The organism is Latilactobacillus parafuchuensis, from assembly GCF_055271665.1.
Window position 1 is genome coordinate 1,290,073 of sequence record NZ_CM143875.1, and the last position, 21,498, is coordinate 1,311,570.

The window sequence follows — 21,498 nt, forward strand, 5'->3', positions numbered from 1 at the left end:
CAATTGAATGACTGATAAAAAAGCACAAGCACCCCGGTTAAATCCGGCGCTACAAGCGGTGAGTACGATTGATTGGCAACCAGAAGAAACCTATGAAGGCCTGGCAGTCACGGATATGACGGTCGATGAAACGACTCTGTCCTACAATTATTTTAAGGGCAGTCATTTTAAAAACGTTCAGTTTAACCAAGTGGATTTTAATAATTGTGATTTTCAAGATGTTCTTTTTGAAAACTGTGGCTTATTGAACTGTACCTTGATTGGCAATTCATTCGGACGCGTTCAGTTTGAAAATTGTCAGTTGGTGGGGAGTAACTTCGCTGAATCTGGTTTGAGTGATACGGCAATCATCGGTTGCCAAGCAGATTATACGAGTTTTGATCAGACCCGCTTACGGCACGTCGATTTATTGGATAATCGGTTGCGTGAGAGTAGTTTTCGCATGGTGGATTGGCAATGGTTAACGCTTGCGGGCAATGACCTGAATCGGGTTGATTTTAGTCGGACTTCTTTAAAAAAGATCGACCTCAGTCAAAATCAGTTTGATGCGGCGACCTTTACGTTAGACCTATTACAAGGTGCGACGTTGAGTACGGCGCAAACGATGGTGATTATGTCGGCTTTAAGAATTAACGTACGCTAAAAAAAACTGCCCGCATCCAGATATTTAGGATGCGGGCAGTTTTTGTTCTAATAATCAATTTGATAGGTTAATTCAACTAATTGACCGAGTGTGCGTGTTTGTTTCAACGTTAATGGAATATCGGTTAAGTTGGTGCTGACCAATGAAACACCATCGCCGAGTAGGACGGGGGCAATCGTTAGGATCAGTTCATCAACAAGTTGTGCTTTTAACAATTCGGTGAAAATATCGGCACCGCCGACGAGCCAAATATTTTGGCCGGGTTCTGATTTGAGTTGGCGAATGAATTCAGACACATTCCCGGCCACAACGGTTGTGCGATCGTCGGTGTCGTGAAGTGTTTTGGAGAAGACGTAACCTTGTTTTTCCTGATAAGGATAAGTCCCGGCGCGTTGGAGAGATTGTTGATAAGTCTTGCGGCCCATGACAACGGTATCTACACCGCGGTAAAATTCTTGGTACGCATTATCAGCTTCAGCCGAATTTAAAGCGGCCAGCCAAGCGGTACTGCCATCTTCTTCAGCGATAAAGCCGTCTAAACTTTGGGCAAGATATAAAATTACTTTTCGCGGGTTTGGTTCTGACATCATCAACACATCCTTCAATTAGATTAGTTATAGTATACCATTATAAAGCGCTTTAATCTGTTTTGAATGGTTGGTAATTTACGCCGATTTAGCTTATGATAGTGAGATAATACTGCGCGACAGTTGGAAGGAAGCATGCAAATTGGCAAATGAAGATTTATCCCCAGCAATTCAAAGTTTGTTGGCAGAAGTACAAGACCATTATCCACAACAAATTAAAATTCGGGTGGCTAACGAAGCATCTGGTTTCTTAAAGCACGATCAAGCGCAACGCGTGATGAATGATGATGGGAGTTTAGCGATTCTATTGACCGACCAAACGGCGGCTGATTATTCACTGTCGCACGAGTTATTACATCTTCTATTATTATCAACCGGTTTTCCACAGGTGTTAACGGAAGTCACCACGCAAAATGCACAATTGGATGAACAATTGATTGCGACTGGGACGACATTATACAATGCGGCTGTTCACGTGATTATTCAAAAAGAACAAGTGGCGCATGGCTTTGTCGATACTGAAGCGCAACAAGCTTATCTTGCCGGTTTCCGCGATAACCTGACGCCAGAGCGTGACGATCCAGAGAACCGGTGGCTTATTTATCGGATTCTCACGATTTTAGACGCGTTGGTCTTCTTTGAAGGCGGGAATCAACAACTATTACAACAATGGGCCACCGATTATCCACAAGCTTTGCCACAAGCCCAGGTGTTATACAAGGTATTGCAACGCAAAACAATTGATTCACCGTTTGCGTTACGTCGAACGGTGGTTAACTTGTGGACCGCTTTTGATCAAATTTTAGAAACGTTAGGTTTTGCTGCCACCAACGTGCAACAATTATTGACGTTGACGCCGGTGCTCAGCGAACGCCAACTACGTTTGGAAGTCCGCCAAGTCTATGATATTTTACATTCTGACCATTTGTTAGCCAATGATACGAATGAAATGGCGTATGTTGGGATTGGCAAGAGTGATCAACAAAATGCGTTCGTTCTAAGTGTCGCCACCAAAGATGCAACCCCCGAATATTTCCAAAAAATCTATGATCAAACGGTCCAAGAATTTTTACAAAGCATTGAGATGCCCTATTCAATGCGTTAATTTAGAAGGAGTACACCCATGTTAGAAGAACAACGTCAAAAGATTGATGCAATCGATCAACAATTAGCCGAACTTTTTGAAGCGCGGTTATCGGTCGCCAAGGAAATTGCGACAATTAAATATGAAAATAAAATTGGCTTAACGAATATCCAACGTGAGAAAGAAGTCATGGATCGCCGGTTAGACGCCGTTCAAGATCCTGAATTAACGGATTACATGCAAGAATTATATCAAGATTTATTTTTAATCTCGAAACAATATCAGGTTAAAACCATCAAAGCGCTTCGAGACCAAGACGAAGATTAATCAACGTCATTAATGACAAACAGACTGAGCGGAATTTTTCGTTTCGGTCTGTTTGGTGTGAGCCTGAAAACGGTAAGAAGCGACCAACGGTTTTTGAGGCTAAGTATGCTAAACTAGAGTTAATTCACAAAACGTGAGGATGGTTATCAGTGACAAAACGCCGTTATAATTTAGCAATTATCCGGTATCAAGGTGAGCTACTATTATTAAATCGACTAAAAAAACCGTATCCGGGGATGTGGAACGGGATTGGTGGTAAACGTGAAGCGTCCGAAACTGTGGTGCAAGGGATGCAACGCGAAATTTTTGAAGAGACCGGTTTGAACCAGACCCAATATCAACTCCATTATACGGGGTGGTTAGACTGGCATATTGATGGACAATTCATCGACGGCATTGATTTATTTGTGGCCGAAATTGACCCGCATGTTCAATTACCCTTTTCCCCAGTTGGAACGCGCGAAGGGATTTTACAATTATACGCTGAAAAATGGGTACTCGCCCCGAATAATTATGGGGTTGTGGCCGATTTAAAGGCGATTCTACCAGAAGTACTCGCATTACACGTCAATCGGTTCTACACCGATTTTCACGAGGATCAATTAATTGGATTTGAAACTTTTCCACAGACTGAAGCAGTTCCTGTGGATTAAGTTCGCTAGGAGGCCCCAAATGATGACGAAAGACCAAACCTTAATGGTTTTAAATGTCTTAAAGAAGAAATTACAAAGTTTACGCTTATTGCGGATTGTGGAAGAATTATTTTCGCTATACGTGATTATCGAAGTCTTTACCGCGAGCAACCAAATTATTTTATTTGGAATCAGTTTTTCAGAGAAAAATGCCGTGATGTTAATGCTCTATTTATTGATCATCGATTTTTGTATTAACCGGATTCGGGTTAATTATAAGAAGACCGGACAACAATTGATCCAAACGCTCAAGAATCTTACCGAGCAAGAACAACTATTTGTGAAACGGTTTGAACGCTTTTAGGAGGTTGTGATGATTACGATTGGTCTAACAACTTGGTCGGAACATGCGAGTTTGATGCCGGCAAAAAAACAATTAACGTTAAATGATTACGCCCAGTTCTTACCGGTCGTCGAGATTGATAGTTTTTATTATGCCTTGCAAGCACCGACTGTCAGTATAAATTGGTTGACACAGGTCCCGCCTAGTTTTCAATTTATCGTCAAGGCGCACCAAGCGATGACCAAGCAAGCTGATTATCAAGACGTGACTAGCACTGAAAAGGAATTGTTTACCCGCTATTACCGGTCGATTGAACCGTTAATGCGAGCGCATCAATTGAAGGCGGTGTTATTTCAGTTTCCACCGTATTTCCAATTAAACCAAGAGAATAGCCAGTATTTACGCCAGATCCGCGCGTGGTTGCCAGATGTGCCGATTGCGGTCGAATTTCGCCATAGTTCATGGTACGATCCAGCGTTTAAAGCGCAGATGTACGCTTTTTTAACGGAATTAAAAATGACTCACGTGATTGTCGACGAAGCGCAAACGCCGAACAACAGCGTCCCATTAGAACCAGTCGTTACCAATCCAGCATTAGCGATGTTCCGCCTGCACGGTCGCAATATGGCTGGTTGGCAGAATCCAGGGGCATCTTGGCGCAAACAGCGGACGCTTTATCGATATGATGCGACTGAATTAGCGCAATTGGCTGAAACAGTTCAACAGTTGCAAACACAAGCACAAGAAGTGGTTGTCATTTTTAATAATAATTCAGGTGGCGACGCAGCCGATAACGCCCTAGAACTCCAACAATTATTAAACTTAAAATTCGAAAACCTAGCCCCAAAAACACCAGAACAAATAGACTTATTTTAGAGTGCTGATCGAGCGTTGACTGAGCTGGTCAGTTTCTGAGTATAGCCTAGAGTAGGAAATTGTGACCGAATTTTGGTCATGATTTTCTATTCGTAGCTAAACGGAAGGAACTAGCTCAGAAGCGCGTTTTGTGCTATAATTCAGGTACTTATATCGATGATTAAAAACATTCGAGAATATGCGATATTCTCGTTTTTTTTTATTAAGGAGAAAGCATATGGCAGACACTAAACCAACTTTTTACGTAACCACCCCAATTTATTATCCTTCAGGTAAATTAACAATTGGTAACTCATACACGACAATCGCAGCCGATGTGATTGCGCGTTACAAACGATTAATGGGTTTTGATGTGTTCTTTTTAACGGGGACTGATGAACATGGTTTGAAATTGGAACAAAAAGCCGCAGAAAAAGGCTTAGATCCCCAAACCTACGTGGATGGGATGGCTGCTGAAATTAAGCAACTCTGGCAAACCCTTGAAATTTCTAACGATAAATTTATTCGAACCACTGATGATTATCACATCAAAGCCGTTCAAAAAATGTTTGATCAATTATTGGCACAAGGCGATATTTATTTGGGTAAATATGAAGGCTGGTATTCCGTTTCTGATGAAGAATACTTTACCGAATCACAATTAGCCGAAGTTTATAAAGATGAGAATGGCAAGATGATTGGCGGCAAAGCCCCATCTGGTCACGAAGTCCAACGCGTTGAAGAAGAAACGTACAAGTTCAAGATGGGCAAGTATGCGGATCGTTTATTGCAATATTACGAAGAACACCCTAACTTTATTGAACCCACTTCTCGTAAAAATGAAATGATTAACAATTTCATTAAACCTGGTTTAGAAGATTTATCCGTTTCCCGGATTTCATTTGACTGGGGGATTCATGTGACGGGTAATCCGAAACACGTGGTTTACGTGTGGTTAGATGCCTTATCCAACTACATCACGGCCTTAGGCTATGGTTCAGCCGATGATACATTATTCCAAAAATATTGGCCAGCAGACGTTCATTTAGTTGGCAAAGAAATTGTCCGGTTCCATACGATTTATTGGCCAATATTCTTGATGGCGTTAGATTTGCCATTGCCTAAGCAAATTTTTGGTCACGGTTGGTTGATGATGAAAGACGGTAAAATGTCTAAATCTAAAGGCAACGTGGTCTATCCTGAAATGTTGGTTGAACGTTACGGTTTAGATGCCTTGCGTTATTACTTAATGCGCGCAATTCCATTCGGTAACGACGGCGTCTTCACACCCGAAGATTTCGTCAGCCGGATTAATTACGATTTAGCCAATGACTTAGGTAACTTGTTGAATCGGACGATTGCGATGATCAACAAATATAATGGCGGTCAAGTCCCAGCTTATCAAGCAGACATCACTGAATTCGATGCTGATTTACAAGCGACCGCGACACAGACTGTGGCGCAATATGGTCAATTGATGGATCAATTGAAATTCTCAGATGCACTAGACGCGGCTTGGCAATTAATCAGTCGCGCTAACAAATATATCGACGAAACCCAACCATGGGTCCTCGCTAAAGACGACAGCCGTAAAACTGAATTAGACAGTGTTTTAGCCCACTTAGCGGAAAGCTTGCGGATTGTCGCGCTCCTATTACAACCAGTCATGACGCACGCACCACGCGAAATGTTTGCCCAATTAGGGTTAGATTTCGATGTGGCTAGCCAACGTGATTTAACGTATGGGGCTTTTCCAAGTGACATTCAAGTGGTCGCTAAAGGGACGCCAATCTTCCCACGTTTAGATTTAGATGAAGAAGTCGCTTATATTAAAGCACAAATGATGGCGGCTCAAAAAGCCGGCTTAGTGAACGAAAAAGTCAAAGCGAAAGCTGAAAAGGCTGCTGCTAAAAATGATTTCGATCCTAAAGCGACTAAATTAGTCAGTGAAAAAGCTGAAATTAAGTTTGAAGATTTCGATCAATCAGAAATTCGCGTTGCTGAAATCAAAGCCGTTGCCAAAGTTGAAGGGGCGGATAAGTTATTGAAGTTCCGTTTGGATGCAGGCGATGAAGGTGACCGGCAAATCGTTTCCGGGATTGCCGAATTTTATCCTGATTTCGAACAATTAGTCGGCCAGAAAGTTTTAGCGGTCACTAACTTGAAACCCCGTAAATTACGTGGTGAATTGAGCCAAGGGATGTTGCTATCGGCTGAACACGGTGATCAAGTTGAATTAGCCTTTGTGCCCGCTAACCTCGTTAACGGTTCGCAAATCGGTTAAGCTAGATTAAATAGAACGCCAAAATAGGGCCATCAGGCAAGGTTGTTGTTCTAGTGTGCCACTAGGAGACACCGTGTCGGTTGGGCCTATTTTAGAGCAAAAATGGTAAGGAGATTGTCGCATGCAAATATTTGATTCACATACGCATTTAAATGATACGCCCTATGCTGGTCAAGAAGCGGATTTTATCCAACAAGCCGCTTCTTTAGACGTTGTTGAAATGGCCATTGTCGGTTCAGATACCGTTTTAAATGACGGTGCGCTGCGGTTAGCGCAACAATACGCTAACCTGTCGGCGATTATCGGTTGGCATCCAGAATCCGCTAAGGACTATACGAAAGCCACTGAAGCGACTTTAATTGAACAATTACAACGTCCCGAAGTGGTCGCGTTAGGCGAAATTGGATTGGATTATCATTGGGATACGTCACCACGCGATGTGCAACAACGTGTTTTTGCGCGACAAATTGCGATTGCGAAATCATTAAACATGCCAATCTCGGTCCATACCCGCGATGCGCTAGAAGAGACGTACCAAATTTTGAAAGAAAATGATGTCCGCGATTGTGGCGGGATTATTCACAGCTTTAACGGCGATAGTGAATGGTTGAAACGGTTTATGGACCTTGGCATGCACATTTCATTCAGTGGCGTCGTTAGTTTTAAAAATGCGCATGACGTTCACGAAGCGGCTAAAATCTGTCCGTTAGACACGATGTTAGTCGAAACCGACGCGCCGTATTTAACCCCAACGCCTTACCGCGGTAAACAAAATCAACCGGGCTATACCCGGTACGTCGTCGAAGCGATTGCGCAATTACGGGATGTTGATCCGGCTGAGATTGCGGCGGCGACCTACGCCAATGCGCATCAGTTATTTAAGTTAGGAGCCGTATGAAAAAAACAATTCAAGAAGTGATTGTGGTCGAAGGCCGCGATGATACAAAACGCTTAAGAGAAGTTTTCCCAGACGTGGATACGATCGAAACCCGTGGTTCGGCCATCAATGATGAAATCGTCGAAAAGATTGCGTTAGCCCAAGAAAAACGCGGGGTGATTGTCTTCACTGATCCCGATTTTCATGGCGAAAAAATTCGGAAGATTATTTCGCAAAGTGTGCCGGGTGTTGAACACGCCTTTTTACCACGTTCAGAAGCTAAACCGGATAAAAGTGGTGGCAGTTTAGGAATTGAACACGCTAAACCGGCCGCGATTCGCGAGGCCTTAGCCCACTTATTAACGCAAGATGAAGATGCAGATGAACAAATTAGTCAATCGGATTTGTTGGTCGCTGGTTTAATTGCCGGACCAGCCGCTAAACGCCGTCGCGAATTATTGGGCGAAGTGTTGCATATCGGTTATACCAACAGCAAACAACTCTATAAACGCTTAAAAATGTTCCAAGTCACGCAGGCCGAATTCGGTGCAGCACTCAGACAAATCAACGAAGAATTAGGAGAATAACATGGAAGACATAGCAAACCCAGAACGAACTAGAAAAATTCTGAAACGTTACGGTTTTAAGTTTAAGAAAAGTCTAGGGCAAAACTTTTTAACCAACATCACGATTTTGAAACAAATTGTGGAAGCTGGCGAAATCACAAAGGACGATGACGTGATTGAAATTGGCCCCGGGATTGGGTCGTTAACGGAACAAATCGCCCGTAAAGCGCACAAGGTATTGAGTTTTGAAATTGATGAACGGTTGATGCCCGTTTTAAAAGATACGTTGAACCATTATCATAACGTGACGGTCTTAAATCAAGATATCTTGGAAGCCGATTTACAAACGATTATTGCTGAACATTTTGATGGTCAACATAATCTTAAAATCGTGGCCAACTTGCCTTATTACATCACAACGCCGATTATGTTACATTTACTCGAAGCTGGTTTACCAATCGATCGTATGGTCTTAATGATGCAAAAAGAAGTCGCTGAACGGATTAACGCCGATCCCGGCTCGAAAGCTTACGGTTCATTGAGTATTGCCGTACAACTCCATTCTGAGGTTAAATTAGCCTTCATCGTGCCAAAGACGGCGTTCATGCCCCAACCGAATGTTGATTCAGCCATCGTTGAATTAGTCGGTCGTCAAGCCCCACTCGTCACGGTTGAAAACCAAGAATTATTTGACCAACTGGTACGCGGCGCTTTTGCCCAACGACGCAAGACGCTTTGGAACAATCTACAGAATCAATTTGGAAAACAAGATGAAGTTAAAGCAGCGCTAACAGTCGCCTTAGAACAAGCCGACATCGCACCAAGTACGCGGGCTGAACAGTTAAGTATTCAACAATTTGCGCAATTAAGTGATTGTATAAACGAACAGTCAATTTTTGCTAAAAAATAGAATAAATAATTGCCAAAACGTTGGTGCAATGGTATAATTGCAAAATTTCAGTTTATGTGCTATACTATTACTCGAAGAGGTGAAGTACATGCCAACGACACTTGCCAATATTAAAAACGGTCTCGATGAACACATCGGAGACAAGTTGATGGTTGTCGCTCAAGCTGGGCGCAAAAAGGTAACAAAACGGAAAGGCACTCTTAAAGAGACCTTTCCCGCAGTTTTTGTAGTTGATTTGGACCAAGATGAAAATGCGTTTGAACGCGTTTCATACAGCTATGCCGACTTATTGACTAAGTCAATTGAAATTGAGTTTGATGATGAACCAGTTGCGCTTTAGGCTGGACAATAGAATATGAATTAAATGCACCCACCAGAATCTGGTGGGTGTTTTTTTGTAGTTGGTGTTGGCACGTTATCAATCAAGCGGGTTGACTAGTTATTGACATTTTCTGAAAAAAGCGATATCGTATAAAATGTTTATGGCATATACAAAAAGGAGAATTGTATGTTTTCAAGTTTAAAATCAAATCGGGGACGGCTGATTGGCTTCATTACATTGATTTGCTTAATTCCAATCTTGTTATTATTTATTATTTTTAATTTCGTGAAACACGCACAAAATTCAACGACGCAGAATCTAAATGTGGCGGTAATTAATCAAGATCAAGCTGCGACGTTTAGAGGCAAAAAAGTCGATGTGGGTCAAGAAGTTCAAGCGCAATTATCGAAGGATCATCAAGTTCATTGGCAATTCGTTAGCGCCAAAGAAGCAAAAGCCAATTTAAAGAACGGCCATTACGTGATGGCCGTGACGTTACCAAAAGGTTTTTCAAAAAACGTCACGACGGTTCTTGATAAAAAACCACAAGCCAGCACGATGCAAGTGGCAACCTCGCAAAAAAATAATTATTTGACGGGTGTCATCACCAACCAAGTCACTGAAAAAATGCAAACTCAGATTATCAAAAGCATTCAAATCGCTTACGACCAAGCCTTGCTAAAAGCAATTGGGACTTTAGGCAGTGGTGTGACTGAGGCGAGCCAAGGGGTTGACCAATTGGATACGGCAGCCGGCCAACTTAGTTCTGGTAGTCAGCAAATCGCGACTAACTTAGTTAAACTACAGGCGGGGACGCAACAACTAGCAACGAGCGTGACCGCTTTACCAGCCGGCGTTCAACAATTAACGACCGGCAGTGGTCAACTGGCAACGGGTTTACAACAATTAGCGGATCAAACGCAACCGTTGCAAAGCGGTGTCCAACAATTAGCTACGGGTTCAAACCAATTGGCGGCTGGGACGCAACAACTAGCGAGTGGTGCGACGCCATTGGCCAGCGGCGTTCAGCAATTGACAACCGGTTCAACCCAGTTAACAGCTGGGGTTAGCCAATACACGGCAGGGGTTTCAACCCTAGACGGTGGCTTACACCAATTGACCGCCAATAATACGTCGATTATGGCGGGCAGTCAGTCGTTGAATGGCGGGGTCGATCAACTAGCAAGTGGTTCACAAAAACTCAGCACCAAGTTAGCGGAAGCATCGGCTAAAATCGATGCGAGCCTTAGCGGTAGTGAACCCCAAATGAACCAATTGAAAGCAGGACTGCAAGCGTTGAATGAAGGCATTCAAACGTTAAATAAAAAAGTGAGTGGTGGTAGTACGAGTTCGACCACGATTGAAAATGATTTATTGAAGATTGCGGACAATACCAAACAAACGGGTGCGCTATTGCAAGATAGTGGTAGTCAGTTAAGTCAAATTAACGATAAAGTTTACAACGTGGCTAAAAGCGACAGTGTGGCCAGCCAAGTCGCGAGTGCGGGCACACAGTTGAAGGCCCTTCAAAAACTAGCCACTAGTAACACTGATTTCTTGGTCTTTTTATTAGGCCATCCGGATGTGATGTCTCAGTTACAAAGTATCTCAACCGCAGCGGGGACTAATTTAACGGCAGCGGGTGCCCAGTTACAATCAGCTGGTGCGAATATGCAAACTTTACAAACCAATATCGGGGCGATGGGTGCGAAGATGACGGATAACGGCACACAATTAACCGAGGTTTCAACCGAATTAAAAACGACTGCCGACAGCATGGCGCAATTACAACAAGCGATTGCGCAGATGGCCAGCAAAGATCAAGCACCAGCAGCCTTAACGGGTGCGGTTCAAGCGATTGACCAATTAACAGCTGGTTTGGCGGAAGTCAATACTGGTTTGAAACAACAGGGGACGACAACTGATACAATGGGTGGCATTCAAGCCACGAACGCCATTCATGCAGGGCTGGTTGAACTCCAAAATGGGTTACAAGGCAACAATGGCCTCATCGCTGGGTTGCAAGCTTATACAAACGGCGTGGGCACTGCGCAAGCGGGTAGCCAACAATTGTTAGCGAATAACCAAGCGTTGAATAGCGGTGCTAGCCAGTTAAATACAGGCCTAACCAGTTTGAATCAACAAACACCAACCTTGGTCAATGGAATCCAACAAGTGAATACGGGTGCGGGTCAACTCAATACAGGCCTAAGCACATTGAACCAACAAACGCCGCAATTAACGAGTGGTGTCCAACAATTAAATACGGGCGCAGGTCAATTGAATACGGGCCTAGTGACGTTAAATCAACAAACACCAACGCTGCTAGCCGGTGTGAACCAAATTAATGACGGGACGGGTCAATTAGCGACTGGCGCGACCCAACTAGATAGTGGCATGCATCAAGCGGGGGTTGGCATTGCTTTATTGGATGTGAAATTAGCAGATGGTAGTCAACAAGTTAAAAATTTGGCAACCGGTACGCAAAATGTGAATCATTTAATGCAACCCGTTAAGACGCAATTAACGACGAAATCAGCTCTTGAACAACTGATCAATGTTTATGGACCACTGATTTTAACGTTAATTTTCTTTGTCGGGGCCTTATTAACCCAATCAACGTTGTATCGTCAAACGGAGAACTTAACGAGTGGTAAATTACGCAAACGGATTTTAACAGTGGCGGGTGTGATTGCGGTTCAAGGGATTCTAATTGCGAGTGTGGCCAAGTTGTTGGGCTTAGAAGTGGCCCAACCAATGGCTTTCATCGTATTAAGTCTACTGATTGCCGCAACTTTTACGTTAGCTTGTTTAGCGTTAGACCGCTTATTCGGAACGTTAGGGGTTTTGGTGGGCTTTGCTTTAGTGTTTGTCCAATTGATCATGATCGCCGGACCATTCCAAAGCCAACTCTTATCAATCACGTACCGATTCGTAGCATTCTTCCTACCTGGGACTTATGCGGTTAATGGATTAGAACAAGTGATTAACGGGACCGGCCAACATTTAGTCGGGAGTCTGTTCGCCCTCATTATTTTCTGTGGCATCTTCTTCATGGGATTATTTGGTCAAGAAGTCAAAAATCATTTGTTGCCAACTGCAAATAGTCAAGCCTAAGCATTTATGTTACAGTTAAGGAAAGTAAATGAAGCGAGGGATTATTGTGGAAGATAGTCAATTACTGGATGAGTATATTGAGCTTTATATGTCATCCATCAAGTATGTCGAAGACTTGGTATCAGAACCAACCAAAGCGTACCACTTATCTTTTGAGCAGTATTTAATCATGAAAGAAATTGCCGAAGATAGTTCGGTTAGTTTAATTGATATTGCTAGAAAAAGACGGGTCACGCGCGGTGCGATTTCACGCCAAATTCGGGTACTCTTGAAGTTGGACTATATTACACAAGAAATTGATCCTAACGATCGCCGGCGTTTAATTCTAAACTTAACACCGAATGGCTTAGCGACAGTCCATGAGATTAATCCGAAGATTCATCAACGGTTTGCCTCGTGGGTTGAGACGTTTGGCATCGATAATTCAAAACAAATGTTAGCGTTAATGAATGAATTTCGGCATAAGATTATGGCCAAAGAAGTTAAAGCAGCACAACAAAAGTAAAATTAATTAAAGCAGCATCTAATCCGGCCTATTGCGGATTGAGTGCTGTTTTTTGGTGGGTGCCAAGTTAAACGTGATTTGGCATTTTTGTCAGAACTTAGTATAATGAAACAATTAAATGCTAGGTAGACGGTGAAAGAATATGCAATTAATTGAGAAAGCACCCGCAAAGCTGAATTTAAGCCTAGATGCTCTTTATCAACATCCAGATGGTGAACATGAATGGCAGATGGTGATGACGTCGATTGACCTGGCTGATTATGTTCAGATTACAGCCCAAAAATCCGCGAATATCATCGTTAAAACGACGAGTGGTTTTATTCCAGAAGATCAACGTAATTTGGCCTATCAAGCGGCTAAGTTATTACAACACCGGTTTCAGATTAAAACCGGTGCGTTAATTGAAATCGAAAAACACATCCCCGTGGCGGCGGGTATGGGCGGTGGAAGTTCCGATGCTGCGGCTGTCTTAAGAGGGTTGAACCGATTATGGCAGTTGGGGTTGTCCAAAGCTGAGTTAGCCAAAATTGGTTTACAAATTGATTCCGACGTGCCATATTGTGTTTACAGTGAAACGGCCTTGGTGACCGGCAAGGGCGACCAAATTCAACCGCTAGGGCCATTACCAAATTTATGGTTGGTCGTGGTTAAACCGGCGATTAGTGTCTCGACACCTAGAATTCTGCGCGCTTTGAATTGTGATCAGATTGAAACGCGACCGAACACGGCGCAATTAGTCCAAGCGATTGCGGCCCAGGACACTGATCAGTTAGTTGCGGGTATGAATAACGTGTTAGCCCCGATCACGAGTGCCCGCTATCCACAAATTGAACATTTAATTGAACGGTTAGAAACTTTTGGCGCCGAGATTGCCCAGATGAGCGGTAGTGGTCCGACGGTGTTTGCGGTTTGTCGCCAGCTGTCTAAGGCGCAACGGGTTTACAATAGTATTTCTGGTTTTTGTAAGGAAGTTTATTTGGTCCAACCGCTGAAATAATCAGCTGACTTAAAATGGCTATTATTCCGAATTTTAGGAATGATAGCCATTTTGTGTGGTGCGGCGGCCAAATCAAAACGTTCGGCTAATCTGATTGGGAGGTTTCCGACGGTTGAATCCCGTTATAACAAGCATGAAATGGGTTTCGCAGCGAAAGCGATTGTGATAAAAACGAACATTTATTGATTTTTTGCAAAAAAGACTAGGATTTTCCGATTAAAATCTATATAATTGGAAAGCGGACAGCTTTTTTCGGAAAAAATTAAATGATATTATAGAGGAGTAAATGATTATGAAAGTTAGAAGAAGTGATCGACTAATTGATATGACCCGTTATTTGTTAGAAAGACCCCATACGTTAATTCCATTAACCTTTTTTTCAAATCGGTATGAATCAGCAAAATCATCAATCAGTGAAGATTTATCAATCGTCAAACGGACTTTTTATAACCGGGGAACCGGGATTTTAGAAACCGTCCCAGGCGCTGCTGGTGGTGTGCGTTATATGCCGATGATTAAACAGGATGAAGCCGAAAGTTTTATTAACGAAATGGCGGAACGCTTATCTGAAAATGACCGCTTATTGCCAGGTGGGTATGTTTATCTATCTGATTTACTGGGTCGTCCAGATGTCTTACGTCAAGTCGGTCGTCTGATTGCTAACCAATACGTCGGTAAAAAAGTGACGGCCGTGATGACCGTTGCGACTAAGGGGATCCCCATCGCGCAAAGCGTTGCAATGTATTTGAACGTCCCGTTTGTCATCGTACGCCGGGATTCAAAAATTACTGAAGGCTCAACCGTCAGCGTCAATTACGTGTCAGGTTCATCAGCGCGGATTGAAAAGATGGAATTATCTAAACGCAGTTTACCCGTTAATTCAAAAGTCTTGATCGTTGATGACTTTATGAAAGGCGGCGGCACCGTCAACGGGATGAAGAGCTTGATTGAAGAATTCGATTCTGAAATGGTTGGGATTTCGGTCTTTGCTGAATCCGTCTTTGATGGTGATCGGATGATTGATGATTACACGTCTATTTTAGAAGTCGATAAAGTCGATATTGAAAATAAGACGTTGAGTGTTAGTGCCGGCAATTATTTAACCAAGAATGTAGACCAATTGGTTTAAATAACGTTGAAAGACTAGAGCAATGCTGATTATGCATTGCTTTTTTCTATGGACAAATTTTAAGAGTTGTCCGTTGCAATAATGTTAGCGCTATCATATAGTTGATTATATAATATACAGGAGGATAGACATGAAGAAAATAATGAATCAACCTAGTGATATCGTCACAGAAATGGTCCAAGGACTAGTGCGGAGTTATCCCGATTTGTTAAAACAAATTCCAGAAACGGAAGCAGTTGTTTACAATCAGGATCTGAATTGTCATCCTCAAGTTGGGTTAGTCAGCGGTGGGGGCAGTGGCCATGAACCCGCACATGCCGGGTTTGTAGGCGATGGGATGTTAACGGCGGCAGTTTGCGGTCAGGTCTTCACGTCGCCAACGCCTGATCAGATTTATGCAGCGATTAAAGCGGCCGATGCTGGGCGCGGTGTTTTTATGATTATCAAGAACTATTCTGGCGATGTGATGAATTTTGAAATGGCGCAAGAAATGGCCGCCATGGATGATATTGAAGTCCGTTCAATTGTCGTTGATGATGACATTGCGGTTGAAGATAGTACTTATACGCAAGGTAAACGCGGCGTTGCCGGAACGATTTTAGTTCATAAGATTCTGGGAGCGTATGCGCGTAGTGGTGCGGAACTTGAAGCTGTTGAACGGTTAGCGCAACAGATTGTGCCTAATATTAAGACCATCGGGGTTGCCTTGAGCGGTGCGACCGTTCCCGAAGTTGGTAAACCAGGATTTGAATTGGCACCTGATGAAGTCGAATACGGCGTGGGGATTCATGGTGAACCTGGTTACCGTCGTGAGAAATTACAGAGTGCCGAACAATTAGCAACAGAATTAGTCGGTCAATTGAAGAAAGCCCACCATTTAACGGCCGGTGAACATTATGCGGTCATGGTGAACGGTTTAGGCGCGACGCCATTAATGGAACAATACGTCTTTATGAATAATGTTTTAGACCAATTAGCGGCTGAAAACGTGGTGGTCGATTTCACAAAGGTTGGCGATTACATGACGTCGTTAGACATGGCGGGTGTGTCATTAACGTTAATGAAATTAATCGAATCGAATTGGACCGATAAATTAAAAGAACCAGTCACAACAATTGGCTGGTAAAGGAGATTTCGCGATGTTAACGGTCGAAAATACATTAAAATGGTTGACACTTTTTAATCAAGCCATTCAAACTAACCAAGCGCAACTGAGTGCGTTAGACACGCCGATTGGTGATGGTGATCACGGGCATAATATGGCACGGGGAATGACGGCCGTGACTGAAGTTTTGGCGGATAAGGCCCCAACTGATGTGCCGACGATTTTGAAATTAACGGCCATGAATTTAATTACTAAAGTCGGCGGGGCGGCCGGTCCCTTATACGGCACCGCTTTTTTAGAGATGGCCAAAAAGAGTGCTGAAACCCTCGAAATAGCCCCACTACTAAGCGCGGGTCTGGCGGGGGTTGAAAAACGTGGCCATGCGACGGTTGGTGAAAAGACGTTGATTGATGTTTGGCAACCAGTGATTGCACAATTGGAACAAGGTCCTTTAACGGCTGAAGCAGTAACCACTGCGGTTGAAGCAACTGCGGCCTTACGAGCGACTAAGGGCCGGGCGTCATATTTGGGTGAACGGTCAATTGGCCATGTGGATCCAGGTGCAGCTTCAAGTGGTTATTTGTTCACGACAATGTTGGAAGCGGGGATTAATCATGACTGATCAATCAATTGGCGTTTTAATCGTGTCACACGTGCCAGAAATTGCGGCGGGTTTAGAACGGTTAATCCGAGAAGTTGCGGCTGATGTGCCGTTGACGATTGCCGGTGGGACCGATGATAATGGTGTTGGGACGAGTCTGACTAAGATTCAAGCCGCAATTGAGGCCAACCAAGCTGACCAACTATTAGCGTTCTACGATTTAGGGAGCGCCAAACTTAATTTAGAATTAGCGCAAGAATTTAGTGATAAAACGATTCATCTATACGATGTGGCGCTGGTTGAAGGCGCGTATACGGCAAGTGCTTTGTTGCAAGCCGACGCATCACTAGACATGATTGAACCACAGTTAGCTGATCTAAAGATTAAATAAAAAAACAGCGAAGTGGCGGCGGCCAATTTCGCTGTTTTTTTTAATACGGAAAGGATTTTCAACATGAAACACATTGTCAATCAGGTCGATCATTTGATCACTGAAGCGATTGCTGGACAAGCACTTGCGTATCCCCAGCTGATTCAAGTGCCGCAGACCTTTGGTTTTTATCAAACAAGCGAAGCACCACCTAAAATTGCCGTGATTAGTGGCGGCGGAAGTGGCCACGAACCGGCCGATTTAGGGTATGTCGGTACTGGGATGTTGGCGGCCGCGGTGATGGGCTCTTTGTGGACGCCACCAACTGCCGAAGCAATCATTACAACGGTGAAATCCATTGCTAAAACACGGCAGGTGTTGCTGATTGTTAAAAATTTCTCGGCAGATCGCCAAGCTTTTACAACCGCACAACAGCAGTTGGTGCACCAAGGCTATCAGGTTGAACAGGTCGTGGTGACCGATGATATTTCAGTTAATCCGCAAGACTATCAATTACGTAAAAGGGGTGTTGCGGGGACGGTCCTGTTACAAAAGATTCTCGGGTACTACGCGCAACAAAACGTTGATTTGGCACAATTAGTTGAAATTGGTCGGTCGGTTAATCGACAGTTAAAGACCTTAGGCGTTGCTTTAGCTGCGCCCACGCTACCGGGGCAGCTTGAAGCGCAGTTTGAGCTTCAGGCCGATCAGGTTGACTATGGTATCGGAATTCATGGTGAACCGGGATACCGGAGAGAACCCATTCAATCGGCGGAACTATTAGCTAATGAATTGTTAAATAAACTATTACATCAATATCCAGTACGGCCACAACGGGTTGCAGTTTTGATTAACGGTCTAGGGGCCACGCCGTTGTTGGAACTCTATGTGATTGCGCAAGATGTCGAACAACTATTGCGGTTACAACAAATTGAAGTTGCTTTTGTGAAAGTCGGCAATCAAATGACGGCCTACAATACACAAGGGGTGTCAGTCAGTTTGCTAGCTTTAGCGTCTGATGAGTGGTTAACGGCGCTGCAAGCACCGACGACCGCAGCTGCTTGGTAGATTACTGAAGATGGCCAGTTCGCAATAATAAGCCGTTTAAAGTGTCGGTTAAGGTCATTTTTAAAGCGGTTGTGACTTGTTCGACGGAACCCGGTTGCCGTTCTTGGAGCCAACCAGTTGTGTAGGTGACCAGAGCACCGGAAAGATAATTTAAAAGAAATTTTTGATAGTTAGCGGATAAGGTAATCCCTTGACTAGTGACCATATTCTTGATAATCGTGTTGACTAGTTGACGCACGTGTTGGAGTAGATGCGATTCAAATGAATTTTGGCCCTCGATTGATAAGGCATTTTGGTAGAATTGACGGTTATCATCAAAATATTGGAAAAGTTGTTCTAAAATTAGCGTCCAGTGGGTGTAACTGAGATTGTCATCAACGTATTCACCCACCTCTTGATCATAAATCCATGCGAGCAAGGCATACTTATCGGGATAGTATTCATAAAAAGTTTGGCGGCGAATATGCGCACGGGTCATAATCGTTGTCACACTAATCTTCGTTAAGGGCATTTCAAACATTAATATTTTAAAAGCGGCTGCGATTTTTCTCTGGGTGATATAAGACATTGGTCCACCTCATTTATTGATGGCTTCAATATATCATCGTTAATAGGTTAAAGTAAAATGAAAATGATTTAGGCATTAAAAAGAACGTCATATGACATTTTTCAGTCATGTGACGCTCTTTTTAATGCCTCAAAGCCTGAGCAACTTGAGTCAGCACTCTTAATCAAAACGTGCTTTTGAGTTGCAACAACTTCCGCTTAATCTAAAATAGCGTATTACGACTGAGAAACGTCATAATACGCTATATTAGGCTATACTCAAAAGCTGACCAGCTCAGTCACACTCTTAATGAATAACCACCTTCGTATTCACTGGGATGTTGGTGTAGAACCATTCGGCGTCGGCTACTGATAGGCGGATGCAGCCGTGTGAATTTGATGTTTTGCCTAATTCCTCAGCTTCACTGGGGATGAAATTGCCGGCTTGATCGGTGGGAACGCTGTGGAAGAGGTAGATACCATGATCTAAGAAGGAGCGCCAATATTTAGCACCTTCTCCCGAATTGGCATTAAAGAAAGATTCGCCATGTTCGGGTTCGATATAAAACGTGCCGGCGGGTGTGGGCGATTCTGTAGATCCGGTCGAAGCATACATCGTATATAAGATTGTTTTACCATCCATTAAAAAGACGCGTTGTTTCGTTAATGAAACATCAATCCAAAAGTCAGTATATTTTTGCGGATTAGGATAAGCTTTTTTTTCAGAAGAAGCTTGCCAGTTAATTTTAATGGCGGGGGTCTTTTTTTTCTTGGTCGTTAACTTAGTTGGGGTCTTTGTTTTTTGAGTGGTTGTTTTAACCGATTGAGGTTTAGTCGTAGTTGGTTGAGTCTGATGAATGCCGAAACCAATCCCAATGACTACCAAAAGACAAATTAAGCCCGTCAGTATCAAAATTAAGGTTCGAGTTGAAAGTTTGCGCATAGAGCTCCTCCAAAAATAATAATAGTCATCTTATTATACTTGAGAAAGGATGGAACTTCAATTTATAGAAGCTTGCCCAAAGTTCATTTTTAAGCTAAAATAGACCAGTAATAACGAATATTAGGAGCTTAAAATGGTAAATAAAAATACGATTATTTTAGCAGCGGGTAAAGGTACCCGGATGAAGTCTAAATTATACAAAGTTTTACATGAAGTTTGTGGTAGACCAATGGTTGATCACGTCCTAACACAAGTCGAAAAAACGGCCCCTAATCAAATCGTAACGATTGTCGGACACGGTGCTGAAAAGGTCAAAGATTATTTAGGTGATCGTTCGCAATACGCCTTACAAGCCGAACAATTAGGAACAGGTCACGCTGTTTTACAAGCGGAACCGTTATTGAAAGATGAAGACGGATTAACCATCGTCGTCAGTGGCGATACACCGTTATTAACCGCAGAAACGTTTGAAAAATTATTTGCGTATCATCATGACAAAGGTGCTAAAGCGACTGTTTTAACGGCGACAGCACCTGATCCAACCGGTTATGGTCGGATTATTCGCAATGATATCGGGATTGTTGAAAAAATTGTTGAACAAAAAGATACTAATGATAAAGAAGCAGCCGTCACTGAGATTAATACCGGTGTTTATTGTTTTGATAACCAAACGCTTTTTAAAGCCTTGCACCAAGTGACGAATCAAAATGCACAAGGTGAATATTATTTAACCGATGTGGTTGAAATTCTTAAAAACCAAGGTGAAATTGTCGCGGCCTACCGGATGCCTCATTTTGAAGAATCAATGGGGGTTAATGACCGCATCGCTTTATCCCAAGCAACGAAGGTTATGCGTCACCGCATTAATACGCTGCACATGCGAAATGGGGTAACTTTGATTGATCCAGAAGCCACGTACATTGAAGTTGGCGTTGAAATTGGTAGCGATACGATTATTGAACCAAACGTTGTCCTAAAAGGTCACACGAAGATTGGTTCAGATTGTTTCGTCGGTGCGGGTTCAACAATTGTTGATTCAACGATTGACGATAACGTTCAAATCACGAGTTCAACGATTGAATCGGCCGTGATGCATACGGGTTCTAACATTGGGCCTAACAGTCACTTACGGCCCAATGCTGAAATTGGTGAAGAAGTGCATATCGGTAATTTCTGTGAAATTAAAAATGCTAAAATCGGCGATCGGACGAAAGTTGGCCATTTAAGTTACGTTGGGGATGCGATTTTAGGCACTGATATCAACGTTGGCTGTGGCGTGGTCTTCGTCAATTATGATGGGGTTCAAAAACACCAAGCAACCGTCGGTAATCACGTCTTCATCGGGAGTAACTCAAACGTGGTCGCGCCGGTAGCGTTAGCGGACCACACGTTTGTTGCCGCGGGTTCAACCATCACGGATGATGTGCCTGAAAAAGCGATGGCGATTGCGCGCGCACGTCAAACGAATAAAGCTGATTATTGGCAAAAATTACCAGTTGCGAATGATCAAGACTGGCAATAATTAAAATAAGACCGAATGTTCTGTAAAGAACACGGTCTTATTTTGCGGTTCGTGGTATACTTAAATTATCAGTAGGATTAACTGTGATGGTTTCTCTTGCATTTTTAATGAATAACGGTTTCTTTATGGTCATTCTAATCTTTTTTTGGTTTTAATCTTGATTTT

23 protein-coding genes are annotated in these 21,498 nt (G+C 43.1%); 20 read left to right on the top strand and 3 right to left on the bottom strand.

Annotated elements, in window-relative coordinates; genetic code table 11:
• Positions 1–7 precede the first annotated feature (7 nt).
• The gene (locus ACVPPQ_RS06380; RefSeq protein ID WP_025082946.1) at positions 8–643 is read left to right on the top strand and encodes a pentapeptide repeat-containing protein; all 636 of its coding nucleotides are present in this window, start codon (positions 8–10) and stop codon (positions 641–643) included.
• 47 nt (positions 644–690) lie between these two features.
• Here ACVPPQ_RS06380 and ACVPPQ_RS06385 read toward each other — a convergent pair whose 3' ends face one another.
• Positions 691–1,230: a dihydrofolate reductase family protein gene (locus tag ACVPPQ_RS06385; protein ID WP_463493406.1), complete on the bottom strand. Its 540-nt coding sequence runs from the start codon at positions 1,228–1,230 to the stop codon at positions 691–693.
• A gap of 142 nt (positions 1,231–1,372) precedes the next feature.
• Here ACVPPQ_RS06385 and ACVPPQ_RS06390 point away from each other — a divergent pair, with 142 nt between their 5' ends.
• From ACVPPQ_RS06390 to ACVPPQ_RS06475, 18 genes are all read left to right on the top strand, one after another.
• Complete coding sequence (locus tag ACVPPQ_RS06390; protein WP_463493408.1) at positions 1,373–2,335, top strand: hypothetical protein; 963 nt, start codon at positions 1,373–1,375, stop codon at positions 2,333–2,335.
• Between the two features lie 18 nt (positions 2,336–2,353).
• Positions 2,354–2,641 (top strand): chorismate mutase, encoded by a 288-nt coding sequence (locus ACVPPQ_RS06395; protein ID WP_463493409.1) that lies wholly within the window; start codon positions 2,354–2,356, stop codon positions 2,639–2,641.
• 149 nt (positions 2,642–2,790) lie between these two features.
• Entirely contained in the window at positions 2,791–3,294 is a 504-nt protein-coding gene (locus ACVPPQ_RS06400; protein WP_463493411.1) for an NUDIX domain-containing protein, read from the top strand.
• A gap of 19 nt (positions 3,295–3,313) precedes the next feature.
• Positions 3,314–3,637, top strand: coding sequence for a hypothetical protein (locus tag ACVPPQ_RS06405; RefSeq protein ID WP_025082951.1), 324 nt, complete (start codon positions 3,314–3,316; stop codon positions 3,635–3,637).
• A gap of 9 nt (positions 3,638–3,646) precedes the next feature.
• Positions 3,647–4,492: a DUF72 domain-containing protein gene (locus tag ACVPPQ_RS06410; protein WP_463493413.1), complete on the top strand. Its 846-nt coding sequence runs from the start codon at positions 3,647–3,649 to the stop codon at positions 4,490–4,492.
• A 217-nt stretch (positions 4,493–4,709) separates the two neighbouring features.
• The gene (metG, locus tag ACVPPQ_RS06415; protein ID WP_463493415.1) at positions 4,710–6,755 is read left to right on the top strand and encodes a methionine--tRNA ligase; all 2,046 of its coding nucleotides are present in this window, start codon (positions 4,710–4,712) and stop codon (positions 6,753–6,755) included.
• 121 nt (positions 6,756–6,876) lie between these two features.
• Entirely contained in the window at positions 6,877–7,653 is a 777-nt protein-coding gene (locus ACVPPQ_RS06420; protein WP_463493417.1) for a TatD family hydrolase, read from the top strand.
• Positions 7,650–8,219 carry a ribonuclease M5 gene (gene rnmV, locus ACVPPQ_RS06425; protein ID WP_463493419.1) on the top strand — a complete coding sequence of 190 codons (570 nt, stop codon included), beginning with the start codon at positions 7,650–7,652 and terminating at the stop codon, positions 8,217–8,219. Before ACVPPQ_RS06420 ends, rnmV begins: the two co-directional genes overlap by 4 nt.
• 1 nt (position 8,220) lies before the next feature.
• Positions 8,221–9,108, top strand: coding sequence for a 16S rRNA (adenine(1518)-N(6)/adenine(1519)-N(6))-dimethyltransferase RsmA (gene rsmA / locus ACVPPQ_RS06430; RefSeq protein WP_025082955.1), 888 nt, complete (start codon positions 8,221–8,223; stop codon positions 9,106–9,108).
• 88 nt (positions 9,109–9,196) lie between these two features.
• Positions 9,197–9,448, top strand: coding sequence for a Veg family protein (locus tag ACVPPQ_RS06435; RefSeq protein WP_025082956.1), 252 nt, complete (start codon positions 9,197–9,199; stop codon positions 9,446–9,448).
• A gap of 168 nt (positions 9,449–9,616) precedes the next feature.
• The gene (locus ACVPPQ_RS06440) at positions 9,617–12,547 is read left to right on the top strand and encodes a YhgE/Pip family protein (RefSeq protein WP_463493421.1); all 2,931 of its coding nucleotides are present in this window, start codon (positions 9,617–9,619) and stop codon (positions 12,545–12,547) included.
• A 28-nt stretch (positions 12,548–12,575) separates the two neighbouring features.
• Positions 12,576–13,052 carry a MarR family winged helix-turn-helix transcriptional regulator gene (locus ACVPPQ_RS06445; RefSeq protein ID WP_081779526.1) on the top strand — a complete coding sequence of 159 codons (477 nt, stop codon included), beginning with the start codon at positions 12,576–12,578 and terminating at the stop codon, positions 13,050–13,052.
• Between the two features lie 142 nt (positions 13,053–13,194).
• Positions 13,195–14,049: a 4-(cytidine 5'-diphospho)-2-C-methyl-D-erythritol kinase gene (gene ispE / locus ACVPPQ_RS06450; RefSeq protein ID WP_463493423.1), complete on the top strand. Its 855-nt coding sequence runs from the start codon at positions 13,195–13,197 to the stop codon at positions 14,047–14,049.
• Positions 14,050–14,341: 292 nt separating this feature from the next.
• On the top strand, positions 14,342–15,178 hold the full coding sequence (purR, locus tag ACVPPQ_RS06455) for a pur operon repressor (protein ID WP_463493425.1): 837 nt from the start codon (positions 14,342–14,344) through the stop codon (positions 15,176–15,178).
• Between the two features lie 130 nt (positions 15,179–15,308).
• On the top strand, positions 15,309–16,304 hold the full coding sequence (dhaK, locus tag ACVPPQ_RS06460; protein WP_463493427.1) for a dihydroxyacetone kinase subunit DhaK: 996 nt from the start codon (positions 15,309–15,311) through the stop codon (positions 16,302–16,304).
• Positions 16,305–16,317: 13 nt separating this feature from the next.
• Positions 16,318–16,905, top strand: a complete 588-nt coding sequence (dhaL, locus tag ACVPPQ_RS06465; RefSeq protein WP_463496347.1) for a dihydroxyacetone kinase subunit DhaL — start codon at positions 16,318–16,320, stop codon at positions 16,903–16,905.
• The gene (dhaM, locus tag ACVPPQ_RS06470; RefSeq protein WP_463493429.1) at positions 16,898–17,275 is read left to right on the top strand and encodes a dihydroxyacetone kinase phosphoryl donor subunit DhaM; all 378 of its coding nucleotides are present in this window, start codon (positions 16,898–16,900) and stop codon (positions 17,273–17,275) included. Before dhaL ends, dhaM begins: the two co-directional genes overlap by 8 nt.
• A 63-nt stretch (positions 17,276–17,338) precedes the next feature.
• Entirely contained in the window at positions 17,339–18,322 is a 984-nt protein-coding gene (locus ACVPPQ_RS06475) for a dihydroxyacetone kinase subunit DhaK (RefSeq protein WP_463493431.1), read from the top strand.
• Position 18,323: 1 nt separating this feature from the next.
• Here ACVPPQ_RS06475 and dhaS read toward each other — a convergent pair whose 3' ends face one another.
• Together dhaS and ACVPPQ_RS06485 are read right to left on the bottom strand one after the other, a co-directional pair.
• Complete coding sequence (dhaS, locus tag ACVPPQ_RS06480; protein WP_463493433.1) at positions 18,324–18,890, bottom strand: dihydroxyacetone kinase transcriptional activator DhaS; 567 nt, start codon at positions 18,888–18,890, stop codon at positions 18,324–18,326.
• A 285-nt stretch (positions 18,891–19,175) separates the two neighbouring features.
• On the bottom strand, positions 19,176–19,811 hold the full coding sequence (locus tag ACVPPQ_RS06485) for a L,D-transpeptidase (protein ID WP_463493435.1): 636 nt from the start codon (positions 19,809–19,811) through the stop codon (positions 19,176–19,178).
• A gap of 133 nt (positions 19,812–19,944) precedes the next feature.
• Between ACVPPQ_RS06485 and glmU the strand changes: the two genes are divergently transcribed.
• Positions 19,945–21,333, top strand: a complete 1,389-nt coding sequence (glmU, locus tag ACVPPQ_RS06490) for a bifunctional UDP-N-acetylglucosamine diphosphorylase/glucosamine-1-phosphate N-acetyltransferase GlmU (protein WP_463493437.1) — start codon at positions 19,945–19,947, stop codon at positions 21,331–21,333.
• Positions 21,334–21,498: the final 165 nt, after the last annotated feature.